Source organism: Companilactobacillus muriivasis (assembly GCF_036246245.1).
Taxonomy (GTDB): Bacteria; Bacillota; Bacilli; order Lactobacillales; family Lactobacillaceae; genus Companilactobacillus; species Companilactobacillus muriivasis.
In genome coordinates this window covers 61,455-75,011 of the sequence record NZ_BTTQ01000006.1, presented here as the reverse complement: position 1 = coordinate 75,011, position 13,557 = coordinate 61,455, and the positions used below count along the sequence as shown (strand labels likewise).

General features: G+C 36.8%; 13 protein-coding genes. All 13 read left to right on the top strand.

What is annotated here, in order from left to right; genetic code table 11:
- Window positions 1-51: 51 nt before the first annotated feature.
- The 13 genes from AAA923_RS07950 to AAA923_RS07890 all read left to right on the top strand — a co-directional run bounded on the left by AAA923_RS07950 (window position 52) and on the right by AAA923_RS07890 (window position 13,266).
- Complete coding sequence (locus AAA923_RS07950; protein WP_041501402.1) at window positions 52-1,071, top strand: acyltransferase; 1,020 nt, start codon at window positions 52-54, stop codon at window positions 1,069-1,071.
- A gap of 127 nt (window positions 1,072-1,198) precedes the next feature.
- Entirely contained in the window at window positions 1,199-1,834 is a 636-nt protein-coding gene (locus AAA923_RS07945; RefSeq protein ID WP_041501401.1) for an SdpI family protein, read from the top strand.
- 312 nt (window positions 1,835-2,146) lie between these two features.
- A complete protein-coding gene (locus AAA923_RS07940; RefSeq protein ID WP_041501400.1) occupies window positions 2,147-3,589 on the top strand; it encodes a hypothetical protein in 1,443 nt (480 codons plus the stop codon).
- An 843-nt stretch (window positions 3,590-4,432) separates the two neighbouring features.
- Entirely contained in the window at window positions 4,433-4,672 is a 240-nt protein-coding gene (locus AAA923_RS07935; RefSeq protein WP_041501399.1) for a hypothetical protein, read from the top strand.
- A 665-nt stretch (window positions 4,673-5,337) separates the two neighbouring features.
- The gene (locus tag AAA923_RS07930) at window positions 5,338-7,068 is read left to right on the top strand and encodes a glycoside hydrolase family 73 protein (protein WP_041501398.1); all 1,731 of its coding nucleotides are present in this window, start codon (window positions 5,338-5,340) and stop codon (window positions 7,066-7,068) included.
- Window positions 7,069-7,563: 495 nt separating this feature from the next.
- Window positions 7,564-8,265: a type IV toxin-antitoxin system AbiEi family antitoxin domain-containing protein gene (locus tag AAA923_RS07925; RefSeq protein WP_048699340.1), complete on the top strand. Its 702-nt coding sequence runs from the start codon at window positions 7,564-7,566 to the stop codon at window positions 8,263-8,265.
- Window positions 8,262-9,107 carry a nucleotidyl transferase AbiEii/AbiGii toxin family protein gene (locus AAA923_RS07920; RefSeq protein WP_041501397.1) on the top strand — a complete coding sequence of 282 codons (846 nt, stop codon included), beginning with the start codon at window positions 8,262-8,264 and terminating at the stop codon, window positions 9,105-9,107. Before AAA923_RS07925 ends, AAA923_RS07920 begins: the two co-directional genes overlap by 4 nt.
- Window positions 9,108-9,254: 147 nt before the next feature.
- Window positions 9,255-10,022 (top strand): hypothetical protein, encoded by a 768-nt coding sequence (locus AAA923_RS07915; protein WP_041501396.1) that lies wholly within the window; start codon window positions 9,255-9,257, stop codon window positions 10,020-10,022.
- A gap of 104 nt (window positions 10,023-10,126) precedes the next feature.
- The gene (locus tag AAA923_RS07910; protein ID WP_041501395.1) at window positions 10,127-10,678 is read left to right on the top strand and encodes a hypothetical protein; all 552 of its coding nucleotides are present in this window, start codon (window positions 10,127-10,129) and stop codon (window positions 10,676-10,678) included.
- Between the two features lie 35 nt (window positions 10,679-10,713).
- Window positions 10,714-11,082, top strand: a complete 369-nt coding sequence (locus AAA923_RS07905; RefSeq protein WP_041501394.1) for a hypothetical protein — start codon at window positions 10,714-10,716, stop codon at window positions 11,080-11,082.
- A gap of 5 nt (window positions 11,083-11,087) precedes the next feature.
- Window positions 11,088-11,522, top strand: coding sequence for a protein-export chaperone SecB (locus AAA923_RS07900; RefSeq protein ID WP_041501393.1), 435 nt, complete (start codon window positions 11,088-11,090; stop codon window positions 11,520-11,522).
- A 178-nt stretch (window positions 11,523-11,700) separates the two neighbouring features.
- Entirely contained in the window at window positions 11,701-12,195 is a 495-nt protein-coding gene (locus AAA923_RS07895; protein ID WP_041501392.1) for a sigma-70 RNA polymerase sigma factor region 4 domain-containing protein, read from the top strand.
- A gap of 105 nt (window positions 12,196-12,300) precedes the next feature.
- On the top strand, window positions 12,301-13,266 hold the full coding sequence (locus tag AAA923_RS07890; protein WP_338216143.1) for a peptidoglycan recognition protein family protein: 966 nt from the start codon (window positions 12,301-12,303) through the stop codon (window positions 13,264-13,266).
- The last annotated feature ends 291 nt before the right edge of the window (window positions 13,267-13,557 follow it).

The following is a 13,557-nucleotide window of genomic DNA, read 5'->3' as shown; positions in this document are numbered from 1 at the left end:
TTGGAAGGGATGAGAATATTCTCAGCCCTGTAGACGTTTTCGGGGGATATTTTGAAGAAAAAAAGAGTAATATATATCGACGTTATCCGTGTGGTAGCCATGATGCTCGTGGTTTTAGCACATTCGTTGGCGGCTAGATTGGCAGTTAGGGATGGCTCGTTAAATTGGGATATTTCAAACATGCTAGTCGTGATCACTGAAATTGCTGTGCCACTATTTTTCATGATTAGTGGGGCCACGATTTTGAACAGTCGGCGGACTAAAGACGTGGGATATTTGTTCAGTCACCGCTTGGTCAGAGTGTTGGTGCCATTTATCCTCTGGTCGATCATCAGTGCTTACGGTGCCAGAAAAATTGATGGAGTTTTCACATTTCATGACTTTTTCCACAGCGTATTATTGATGTATCATCAGCCAGTTTTAATAGCGTATTGGTTCATCTATCCGTTGGTATCACTGTATTTGTTATCGCCGTTGTTGAAAGCAATGGTTGAGGGCATGGACAATAAAATGTTTAATTATTTGTTGGCATTGTGGATGGTCATCAGCATGTTCTTACCAGCTTTAGTCGACGCATTGCCAAAGAATCTCAGCATGTACTTTGACGGATATACGGTTGGAAAAGTAGTCTTTTCAACCAGTTTGGGCTATTTCTTATTGGGATATAAGTTGACCCAAACAAAGCATGCCAAAGATAATCCACTACAATTATTCGTGATTGCTGTCGTATTGATGGCAATTAACGTCTTGATTGGATTCGTCAGTTTAAAACCAGCTTTCCATTATTTAACCGTAATTTCAGTAGTGAACATTCCAGTTATCGCTGCCTTGATTTTCTTAGTATTGAAATCATTTGAAGGTCGCTATCACAATTGGTTCATCAAGTTGACCGAAATTATCGCACCATTGACGTATGGCGTGTATCTAGTTCACGGCTTGAGCATTGGAATTGTGCAGAAGATGGCGGGAGTTAACCATTATCTGATTACATTCTTCTTTGCAACAGTGCTTTCATTAGTAGTTATTTTCATCTTGAGTAAGATACCAGTTTTGAAAAAATGGATGTTATAGAAGTTAAGCCCTTAGACCGTGCATGGTCTAGGGGCTTTTTTGACGTACAATATGGCAACAGGTTGTGCATGATTGATTATATAGCGGAGGCTATAATTGGGGAAAATAATCATAAGAGGAAAAGGCAATGAAGAAAAAACATCTGATTATTCTAGGGATTTTTGCAACGATTTGGTTACCAGCGTTAGCAGATATATTCTACTGGAATAAGTTACCTGAAAAACTTCCGACCCATTTTAATGCCCAAATGGTACCGGACAGTTGGTCGTCCAAAGCAGTAGCAGTGCTGGCTTTACCTGTTATATTAACCTTGGTACAGGGATTGATTCTGTATTCTATTGACCAACATTCGAAGAAATATGATGTACAAAATGGCATTGTTTATACGGTTTTAACAATCATGCCAATTCTTTCAATATGGCTAAATTTTGTTATGATATCGACGGCGTTAAATAATAACGTTAATCGTTCCAAACAGCCAATGCTCAGTTTATTGTTTGGCATCATACTCATTATTTTAGGAGTGGTATTGAAGTATGTTAAAACTAATCCAATAATTGGGATTCGATTACCTTGGACCATGTTGAGTACGGAAAATTGGCGATTAACAAATAACTTTGGATCAAAAGTATTTATTGTTGGAGGAATAATTGAATTTATTGTGGCACTGTTTTCGTCACTGTCATTAATGATATTCATTTTAGCAATAATTATTATAATACCGGTGATCTACTCGTATATTTTGTATCGAAAGGGAATTTGAGTGTTATCGAAATGCAAGTTGATGTGCCGAAATTTTAATGAATTATATGTGAAAATCATTAAAACTCCAGTCAAACTAGTCGGAGGTTGCTAGGTGATTTTTTACCCGCTATGGAGGTGGCGTTAGTGCTTTAGCACTTACACCACAGGGCGACTTTGGAGACTCGCGGTTTTTGCGAGGCTTCAAAGCGAGACTTGAGACCTTGGCTCAAGTCGGTCCTCATAGCAGGTAAAAAAATCATCTAGCAACCGGAGACGGCAACACAATAAATGTCTTGCGGAATCGAGGAATATAGCGCAAACTTAAACAATCATGAAAAATAAAATTACGAGTAAATTCAACCCTTGGCAGAAGTTTGTCACACCGTTGATGTTTGTGATTTCATTGATCTATTTTGGGGTATTCAGATATTTTGTAATTCCATCTGGGGATGATTATTTCTGGTGGGGACCGCGGGGGTCTTACTTACTTCATCATATGTTCTTTGGACCGCAATCAATCTATGGTGGTAGCAGCAATGGCCGATATCTAGGCAATACTTTGGAAATAATCACTATGCATTACCAACCAATCGCCATTTTAACCTATGCAATATTTTGGACGCTGCTACTGTGGGGGCTGTGGCGCTTATCCGGAAAAACGATGTTGTCGCTAGTCATGTCATTTTTATTTGTCTTCACGTTGCAAGATGGATTTTTGAACAACATCTTAGTTTGGAACGCCGGTTTCGTAAATTACGTGCCACCGATTGCATTAGCACTAGTTTACATATGGCTAGTCGAAAAAGGCCGTGAAAAAGATTTCAACCAATTCATGGCACTGGGGACTTTAGTTTTGGCATACATTGGTGGACTATTCACCGAAACGATGACAGTAGCGCAGATAGCGTTAGGAATCTTCGTGATTCTCCATTTCCGCAAGCAAACGAAACTTTACCATGTGACTTATTTATTGGGAGCAGTCGTGGCAGCCGTGACGATGTTTACCCACCGTGGTTACCGTGGCAAGAGTATTTATCGAAATACAACCTTTGATCCGCTCAAAATTTGGGAAAATTACGCAAGAATTACCCATTTCTGGTTGATAACTTTCAATGTGGCAATGTTGGTAGCAATTTTATTAGCCATTGCCGTTTTGATATTTAGAGCTGATTTCTCCATTATGAAAAAGTCGATTTTAACCGTTATAACGCTGGCATTTTTAGGATACTATATTGCAATAAACGTCTATCTGAAGCGATTCGAGCTCAATTATATGTACGGCTACAATAAGATTGACGATAATCTCTCCAATATGGAAGGAATAGTCAGTTTACTATTGGTAGCATTTATCGGTTACAGCATTTTTCTATTCTTCAAAACTGATGCTAAAATGTGGCTCTACTTCCTGATGACAGGCGTTATCATGGGACAATTGTTATTCGTATCAGCACCAATCAATTGCCGGGGCAACTTTTTAACGTATGTTTTTACATATTTAATAACCATGCGATTCGTTCTGGCAGCGATGGATAATTTGAAAGTAAAAAATTGGCTAACAGGTTTATTAGTGTTGGTATTAGTTGTAGTAGGCGGCGAATATTTAAATATAATGTCGACCAATTATGAAGCTAATTTGTCCAGAGTCGATGATCCTGAATATTATGATGGCAAAGTAGAATTAACCAAGCACGTTCCATATCGAAAATTTGTCTGGGTCAATGATTTGTTGAATCAGCAAGTTCCAAGATATTGGGAATATTATTTTGATAAGTAGAGAGTGAATTTCAGAGAGTGGAGCAAGCCCGGGAATTTCCGAGCATTTGCATGACTTCACGAATTATTCGCGTACTTTGCGGATGATTTGGGAAGTTAGGCAAAGCGGAAGAAATTGGCTTGCGGAACTCGTTTTAGAGCCACTGCATATATAAAATAATAAAGGCCTCAGCATGTGAAATGTTGGGGCTTTTACTGTATAAAAGAATATGTACATTTTAGAGGACAGATAAAATAAAAAAGCTATCAGTAATTAAACTGATAACTTTCCTTAGCAGATTTAGTTGTGGTCCCAGCGACCGATACGCCCGTATGTCGTACATTTATATCTGATTTAATTGTGGTTTCAGCAACCGATAGACTCATATGTTCTACATTTCTGTCTGGTTTTATAGATGTCTGCCACATCTCTCTTGCTTTCAAATACATTATACAGGGGGTTAAGGTAAGTTCAAAAATATAGACTGAATGTTTTCAATAGTGCTTTTGTTATCCCCAAGGTTACGACGTTTGCAATTTTTGCAAAACTCGTAACCTTGGGTAATTATTGGGTATCAAAATTGTTTTTTGATGTCCTTAAATTTGTTATTAGAGGAAAAAGTCCAAATTATTGAAATAATATCCAGTGATAAAAAAGGGAGTCGGAGGATATAGGTGAATTCAGCCGCTGGGGACGACTTTTGAGACGTGATTTTCGGCTCAAAAGCGAGGTGAGAAACCTTGGCTCGAACCGGTCCCCATAGCGGCTGAAATTCACCTATATTCTCCGGCGGAAAAACGGCAACCTTTAATTAAACATTTAAGGTATAATAAAACCAGTATTAACTTAAAAGGTGGTATTACAATGCTTGAAAATGTACAAGGTCTTGTAAAGGTCAACCAAGATAGCCGTTATGTCGTCTTTTTGTTTGACTCTTATGAAGTAAATCGTAAAATGTTGCAAGATAAATATGTTAAAGGTGAATCAGCTTGGTATACAGATGCCAAGGGAACCGGCGACGATGGCAAAGTCTTTTATCGAATCGCTCAAGATGGCGAATGGATCGAAGCCGAATACGTTACCTATATAGAAACTACAGATTAATATCTGAATCATAGGTATTAATCTTTTTTCTTTGGGGGCATCTCCAGAACTGAAAATATTAATCTGCTATGCGGACCGGTCTGAGCCAAAGTGCGGTCTCAGACCTCGATTTTGAACTTCGCAAAGTACGCGAATTTCAAAACTCGTCCTGTGGTGTAATGGCTAAAGCCATAACGCCACACTCACAGCAGGTTAATATTCTCAGTTCTTACGACTAATTGGATGTCCATAATATAAATATCTTTAGTTTATTCTTTCAATCTTCAAATATTCTTCGTAATTTAAATATAGAGTGAATAGATGGCAAGTATTACGAAGATTCCAATACCAACTGAATAATCTAAGACATCAGTTAGTTTTAAAAAACTAGCCAGAGAGATCCTGTGAATTCAGCCGCTGTGCAGGTGGAGTTTACTCCACGGGACGACTTTTGAGACTTGCTGAACTTGCAAGGCTTAAAAGCGAGGTTCGAGACCGCACTTTGGCTCGGACCGGTCCCCATAGCGGCTGAAATTCACAGGAACTCTCTGGCGGCAGAACCCCAAAAATGAAAATAAAAGAAAATTCTTTAAAAATAGCCGGATTTCTTAAGGTTTTATTGAAGGCAACCCTTTTAAATAGTAGTCTACTGTTAGTTATATTTTTATAATTGGAGGGAGACAATTATGAACAAAAAATGGGTTGCCTCTACTGCTCTAGCAAGTTTCTTAGCAGCAGTTGGTGTATCATCGAATGCTTCTCCAGTAAAAGCTGCACTTGCTACTGATGATGGAAATCAGGATGATGACCAAGATCACAAAGTTGCTGATACTAAGGATCCGAATGTTGCCAGTGTAATGGACGCACAAGGAGCTCCAATCAGTGAAAGTGCTGCGGATGCTATTGAAGAAAACGAAAATAGTGCTGAAACTAACAGTGTTTTGCCGGCTAGTGCTGTGCGTTCAATTACGCAAGCCTCTGCTACAGCGGGAGTTAGCAAGGCGCAACAAGATGCTTTTCTAAAAAATATTGGACCAATTGCTCAACAGGCAGCTTCCAAATATAATGTCTACGCCTCAGTTATGATGGCACAGGCTATTATTGAAAGTTCTTGGGGACAATCAACTTTGTCGACGCAATCGAACAATTATTTCGGTGTCAAAGGTGACTATAATGGCTCATACGTCAGCATGCCTACTCAAGAGTGGAGTGCTGATAAAGGCTATTACACAATTTATGCCAATTTTAGAAAGTATCCTAGTATTTATGATTCTTTTGCCGATAACGGCGCATTACTAAGAGGCGGAATTTCCGGTGCCCCTAATTTTTACGACGGGACTTGGAAAGAAAAAACTTCCTCATATAAAGATGCTACGGCTTGGTTGCAAGGTAGATATGCCACCAGTCCAATTTATGCATCAACTTTGAATAGGATAATCGAGACTTATAATTTGACACAATATGATAGCGAAGCCAGTACCGGAGGTACTAGTGATAATTCAGTCAGTGGTACACAAACAGCAATGGATGATACCGCTACTGTAACTAATAAAAGTTTAGCTAAAATTTATATCAATGCTAATCCCAATCAGATTGCTGCTAACCGTGCATTGGCATACAACACTTCATGGCACATTTCTTCAAAAGTTGTCGCTGCTGATGGAACCGTTTATTACCAAGTAGCTTCCAACGAATATGTTTTGGCATCTGATGTTCAATTAGCATCCGAAAAATCCAATCCACCTGTTAAAATTGCTGATACAGCAGTGATTGTTAACAATAGTGGATCGGTAGTTTATAGTGCCGCCAATAAAAAAGCCGCAACTAGTCGAGTTTTGCCATACCAATCCGCTTGGATTACAACTGCATACGTAGTTGACGATGATGGCAATACTTTCTACTTTGTGGGAAATAACGCTTATGTTTTAGCAACAGACGTTAGCTTGAAGTCGCAAATGGCTAATGATGAATATAAAGACGATGATATCGTTTCATATCCAGATATCGTGCACGTTACAGCGACACCAAGTGCCAGAGCTTATGACGACAAACACAACGTGTTAGCGGTTAGTTTAGCCAGTGGAACCGATTGGAAGATTGATAAGAAATCGACTCATTCAGACGGTTCAATTTGGTATCGCGTGGCAACTAATCAATGGGTCAATGCCAATGACGTACAAGTTAAAGGCTCAAATTATGTTACATCGGTTTCAGGTATGGTTAAAATCAATTACATTCCTGGCTATGGAGTTAACGTATATAACAGCCCAGCATCCAACAATAAGTTTACCGGAGCACGCTTAGCAGATGGTACAACTTGGCGTGTTACGTCAAAGCAAATTGTCGATGGACAAACTTGGTATAAAGTAAATGCCGGTTGGGTTAATGGAACTTATTGTATTTATAATGCAGATTAGAGAGTGGAGCAGGCCCGGGAATTTCCGAGCATTTGCATGACTTCACGAATTATCCGCCGTACTTGCGGATGATTTGGGAAGTTAGGCAAAGCGGAAGAAATTGGCCTGTGGAACTCGTTTTAGTTAGAGAGTGGAGACAGGGCGGTCAGCTCCCGAGCATTTGCATGACTTCACGAATTATCCGCCGTACTTGCGGATGATTTGGGAAGTTAGGCAAAGCGGAAGGAGTTGCCCTGTCGGAACTCGTTTTAGAGCCACTGCCTATATAACCTTAAATAACAAAAATCAAAGCGTATGTTCTCAGTAAATCACTGGGAGCATATTTTTTTAGTTATTTTACATTTAAGCATATTTCTAAAATATACTAATATATACTTAAATATTTCGAATTTTAAGTACGATATGCAAAACCGGTTTAAAATACTTCAAATATAATAAATTGAATGATAATATTCAGTATATAGAAATCTTACTTAAAAGATTGGAGTGAGTAATTTGGAGAGAAAAAATTTTAGTGAACATCCAACGATTCTAGACATTTTGAAAGAGAACGATTCTAATATAAAAAGACAACACGGTGTGATTAATTATTTAGATTTTAAAATAAAAATCTATCATGAACTAAAGAGATATTTTGAAGATGAAGCTATCATTAATGATTCTAATATTTCGGAAATTGAAAACAGTAAAGTAATCCAAGATATGATAAGTTCCGGAATTCTTGAATACATTGGTCGTGGTATTTTAGTAGATTCGTCATGGAATCCAAATGATTTTCTACTTCGTCAGTTGGTACTAAAACAAGGAATATATTCCGGATCTACAGCACTCTATCTTTGGGGATTGAGTGACGAGTACCCATATAAATCCTTTATGACATTCAAGCGTGGGTATAGATTGCCTAGTACAATGCAAGAATGGACTGAGGGAATTGTAGTTAAACAAGTAAGTGATGATGTATTAAATATGTTTGTTGAAAAAATGGATGTGTCTGGAACACAACAGAAAATCAATATATATAGCAAAGAAAGGGTGCTGGTGGATGTACTTCGTGAACCAGTGAGTACAGACGTTATTAATACTGCCTATAGACGATATCTGAAAGATTCAAAGGTGGGAGTTAATAGACTAATGCTTGTTGCTAAAAAGATGGGAGCTTTTGAAAAAGTCAGAAATAGATTGGAAATTATGATATGAGTACGAGGAGGAGCCAAGAGCAGAGCATAAAGGATAAATTGAAAGCCAAGCGCGATGAAACAGGCGTTCCATTTGATATTTTACAGAAAAAGTTTTTTATTGATTGTTTTCTAAAATTATTATCTGAATCTAAATACGCTGATAATTTTATTTGGAAAGGTGGGTTTGTTCTTTCAGCTATTACTGGAATACAGAAACGAACGACAGTTGATTTGGATACCTTAGTAAGAGGTGTTACTGTAGACACCGTAACACTTAGTAAAATAATTAAAGAAATCATTTCTAACAAAGACGAAAGCAGTCCGGATTTTAATCTGATAGATGTTCAAGAGATTCAAGAGGAAAAGGCCTATCAAGGATTAAGAGTCAGAATAATGGGTCAATTAGGACAAATGAAGGATAATTTCCACTTAGATGTTGTTACTGGTGAAACTCTAGAGCAGCGAGCAATTGAATGGGATTATCAGCCACTAATTGGTGATAAGAAAATCCCAATTTATATATATCGGCCTGAACAAATCTTAGCTGAGAAGTTGCAGACTGTATTGGAGAGGGGAATTGCCAATACTCGTATGAAAGATTTTTACGACGTATATATCATTCCAGCTACCACTCAGCTAGATATTGATGATTTATCAGATGATTTTAAATCAGTTATGCATTCAAGGGATACCGAAGAACTTTGGACAATTCGCGAGTCAGTACTTGATTTAATTGCCACTGATCAAAAAATGCATAACGAATGGATTAATTATTCTAAAAAGAATAAATTTGCTAAAAAATTGTCATTTGAACGAGTATTAAGTTCGGTAAATATTTTGTTTAAAAAAATTAAAATGTGATATAACTTAAAGCAATCCCGTATTACGAAAAAATATCTGAAAAACAAATAAAATCTTACAGAAAATGTATCTAGGATTTTCCAATCATGTTATATTTTCGGCATACTCAGAAGTGAGTAAATACTGCACTGCTAAGAGGTAAACATCTTGAAATTATATCAATTCGAATCAATTGAAATTTCGAAACAATATCTATTAACAAACGGTTATTACTCGCTTTGGCGCAATGAAGATTTTGAAATGGATAACAAAGTAGTCGCATTATTTGATGTATCCCATTTTGAAGTTCCGAATATCAAATCACTAATTTTACATTTGGATCTGGGCGTAATTATTGAGGAACGATCAACTAAGCAATTGATGAATGAATTATATAAAGCAAATGGGCTCGGCTTCACCGTAAGTAAGGTGTTGGCGAGCCTTTTTGGTATCAAAAAATACATTCCATTCGTTCATGGATATCAAACTTATATGCCTATTAGCGGTGGAAGTCGCAAGAATACCGACTGGATTTCTCCCAATTTATTAAGTAAGGCGGAGGTTTCTAATGGGGTGTTACATTTGATAGCAATCAACGGAAGTAGATTTAGTTTGGAGTTTATAAAAGGCGACTTTGGAAAAAGAGTACACGACGTAGCATTACTAAGCCGAGCTAATTTTTTATTTTTAGAAGCTTTAGTAAATTGGGGGAATTGCGAGTTACAACCACCGTCTAATTTAGGATTGCTGGAACCATTTGAAAATTGTCAGTGTCTGAACCATGAGCAAATGGAAATGAAAGTGAAAAATTTGCGTGAGATGATTGTTGCATTCAAAAAAGCTATTCTATTCAATCTGGGAATAGAACAACTTCAAAAAGTAGAATTGATTAAGTTTTACAGTCAGAACTTGTCGAGGATGAAAAAGGTTTATTAGGAATTGAACTCCGACTTCATTTTGAAATGTGACTTTGTGATATATTATATTTGCCATAAGGTTTGGTGTTTCTTAAAATGTAAATAGGGGTATGTATAAAACTGATGCGATTTTTCATTTATCATGGAACTACAGAGAAAAAGTTTAAAGAAATTATAAAAACGCATACGATATCATTTAAAAAACGCCCTGATCATTGGTTAGGAGGGGGAGTTTATTTCTTTATAAATGATTATGTTTCAGCATTTAATTGGTCTCATAGAGTTAAAAAAGATCCTGTTGGGTGTGTTCTTAAATATGATTTTGAAATAAATCCCAAATATTATCTTGATTTAGACAGTCAGACAGGTCTTGAGTCTTTTAATGAATTTGTAGGCTATATGGAGTCAAAGAAATATGCGTTTGAGTATAGTGAAGAAGAGCAGGCCTATATAAAAAAGAACCCCGATAAAAAAAACATAGTTTTAAGGTCAAAGTATTTAGAGCTGTTTTATAACGTTGAAAATATTAAAGCTTGTTCCTATACATTTTCTGGACCGTTTAATTCCGAAATAAGATCTCTGGGACAATTGGGCTTAGAGTCTAAAAGTAGACAATTGGTTGTTGTTGATCCAGAGTTAATAGACATCTCACAATTGAAAAGGGTAACCGAGTAGTTTATACTTCATCCTAGAAGGGAGTTGATAAAGTAATGAGTTATGATAAAAAAACGATTTTGGATGCTGCAAAAAAAGCAGGGATTAATTTAATCGAGAATAATTCTAACAACAATATTATTTATCCAGATGGAACTGAAGAATATATTGATGTTAGAATTAAAAATAATGTTACAACAGATTGTAATTATGTTATTAATGATTTAACTGCTCAATCGGATAATTTGTTTATTAATAATGATGAATATGAAATTATTTATGACACTAATGACAGTGGAGATTACAGTTTAGATTTAAAAGAATTTTTAAATCCAACTCATGATTTATCAAGTCTACAAATTGATTCCGATATAAAGATAAATCATTTGAATAAAAGTAATAATGATTTTGAAAGGGCTGCTTAGTTTTTATGAATACTGAACAAAATAAAAGTATATTGGAATTCACAAATCCGGTTTTGAAACGTGCAATTTTTCAACCAAATCCAAAATTTGATAAAAAGAATTCGAAGAATATAAAGATGAATTTAAAGACGAGTAATAGTGGTATAGATACTAAGCTGGAATATCACTCGTCTGATGTTGTATTAACTGTTACAAATATATCTTCGGATGATAGTTTGTCTTCAAATGAGGATCCTTTTGTATTAATAGTAAGTATGGCTGCTAGATTTAGATGGCCTGAAAGTACACCTAAGGATGTTGAGGAGTCATTTGTTAGAACTAATGCTCCATCCTTACTGTTATCATATATACGACCTTTGGTAAGTAATATTACGGGTTTGAGTGAATTTGGAATCCAAAACATTCCATTCATTGACTTTACTAATTCTATTGAAGATTAAATTTTAGTCGTTTGACCATATTTTGTGGTTGACCGGCTTTTTATTTTGTGCAATTTTGGAAATGAATTTGCCTTCAGCTTATTGTTTTTATTTTTGGCAATTAATATTACAGGAAAGGATTTGCTATATTAATTCCACCACAAGCGCTTGTGAGTTAAACCCAGGAGAACTCACAATTATGACTGATCTGGAATTAGGCTTTCAACATGCATTACAAAATCAAAGGTTGATTCATGGCGTCTTGAAACGTGTCCATATTTTCGTAACTCGCTGCGATTATGACGATTATTTTCAAGAGGCAATGATTCTCTATGCCCAAACTTATGTTAAATACTGTCAAAATGAAGACGATTTGTCTAAATTCAACCGTTATGTTTTTCAGAAGTTAACATGGAGATTGACAGATATGTTGCGACAGGAGAAGCGTTATAACGACTTCCATAGTCTTGAAGAGTTCGACTTTCAACGAGTTCCAGAGGTATTGTTGTTGGCTGATTTGGACTTTGTGAATTTAAACGAACTCTCGGAAATTGAGAAAGCTATCTTACAAGAACACTTTATCGATGGACAATCTTTAGTAATATTGGCGAAGCGTTATAACCATACATCAAGGGGCCTGAGGTACTGTCGCAATAGGCTTTTGAAAAAACTACGACATATGAGCGTTCGTTGAATTTTACCATTTGATTACAGGCGTATTACTTTTGTCAAATTAGTGAAAAAACTTGTTATAATTTATATCGTTAAGGAAATTAACGGCGGGAAGGAAATATATATTATGGTATCTAAAAAAATTATGACGACTGTGGCAACTTCTGTTGCTTTGGCTAGTATCGGATTTACAACGGTAGGACAGGTAGTTCCTACACTCGGTGCTAACACTCAAACAGCTCAAGCTGTAACGTCATCTATTAATAATTACATCAATGCTAATAACATCAAACCAGTTTCAATTACAAATCAAGAAGGAACTTTCAGTGTTTGGCAAGGCTATGAAAATGGTGTTGGTAAGCCAGAAGGTGTTGTTATTCATGAAACAGCTACACCAGGGGCAACTGCTCAAAACGAAGCTACATACTTCAATCGTGAGTGGAAAAATATTTACACATACGTTCATGCTTTTGTCGACAACAACCAAATTTTGAACATTAAGAATACGGATTACACTACTTGGGGTGCAGGTCCTACAGCTAATGCCAAATTTATCAACGTTGAATTGTGTGAAGTTGGTACGACCGATGCTTTTGCACGTTCAGTTGCTAACCAAGCATATTACACAGCTTCAAAATTAGTTCAATATAACTTGCCATTTACACCAGGTGTGACAGTTATGTCTCATGATGCTGTAAGTAAAAAATGGCATGAAACAACTCATACTGACCCAGTTGGCTACTTCGCTAAATGGGGCTACAGCATGGATCAATTCTATGATCTAGTTGGCAAGTACTACAACCAATTGAAGGGTAGTACAAACTCTGGTAGCAATAATAACAACAATAACGTAAATAATGGTAACGGCGATGCTGCTAACTCAAGTAACATCCGTGTTAACAATTCTAAAGGTAACTTCGTTCCATTAGTTGCTTTCCAAAATGACGGCAGTGTTAAAAACATTTCTGACCGTGCTCTAGCCAACAACTCACTATGGTATACAGACCAAGTTAAGGAATACAATGGTCTACAATATCGTCGTGTTGCTACAAACGAATGGGTTGATAACGGCTATGTTACAGGCAACAAATAATTTATAACGAAATAAACTGTCTTTGATAGTTAGTTATTCTAAAAGATACGCTGAAAAGCGTGTCTTTTTTTGCTATCATTATTCAATAATAGGGGGAGGCCGCCGGAGGCTGCCATGGATTGAAGCCTGCGGTGGGGACCGGCGCGAGCCAAGGTCTCGCCCCTCGCTTTGAATCCTTGCAAGTTCGGCAAGTATCCAAAGTCGCCCCGTGGTGTAACGGCTAAAGCCGTAACGCCACCTTCACCGCTGTCTTCAATCCATGGCAACCTCCAGCTAAAGTGTTGGCTTGCT

Coding starts and splice junctions, on each gene's coding strand:
- AAA923_RS07945 (WP_041501401.1), top strand. CDS start 1,199: ATGAAGAAAAAACATCTGATTATTCTAGGGATTTTTGCAACGATTTGG.
- AAA923_RS07940 (WP_041501400.1), top strand. CDS start 2,147: ATGAAAAATAAAATTACGAGTAAATTCAACCCTTGGCAGAAGTTTGTC.
- AAA923_RS07935 (WP_041501399.1), top strand. CDS start 4,433: ATGCTTGAAAATGTACAAGGTCTTGTAAAGGTCAACCAAGATAGCCGT.
- AAA923_RS07930 (WP_041501398.1), top strand. CDS start 5,338: ATGAACAAAAAATGGGTTGCCTCTACTGCTCTAGCAAGTTTCTTAGCA.
- AAA923_RS07920 (WP_041501397.1), top strand. CDS start 8,262: ATGAGTACGAGGAGGAGCCAAGAGCAGAGCATAAAGGATAAATTGAAA.
- AAA923_RS07910 (WP_041501395.1), top strand. CDS start 10,127: ATGCGATTTTTCATTTATCATGGAACTACAGAGAAAAAGTTTAAAGAA.
- AAA923_RS07905 (WP_041501394.1), top strand. CDS start 10,714: ATGAGTTATGATAAAAAAACGATTTTGGATGCTGCAAAAAAAGCAGGG.
- AAA923_RS07900 (WP_041501393.1), top strand. CDS start 11,088: ATGAATACTGAACAAAATAAAAGTATATTGGAATTCACAAATCCGGTT.
- AAA923_RS07895 (WP_041501392.1), top strand. CDS start 11,701: ATGACTGATCTGGAATTAGGCTTTCAACATGCATTACAAAATCAAAGG.
- AAA923_RS07890 (WP_338216143.1), top strand. CDS start 12,301: ATGGTATCTAAAAAAATTATGACGACTGTGGCAACTTCTGTTGCTTTG.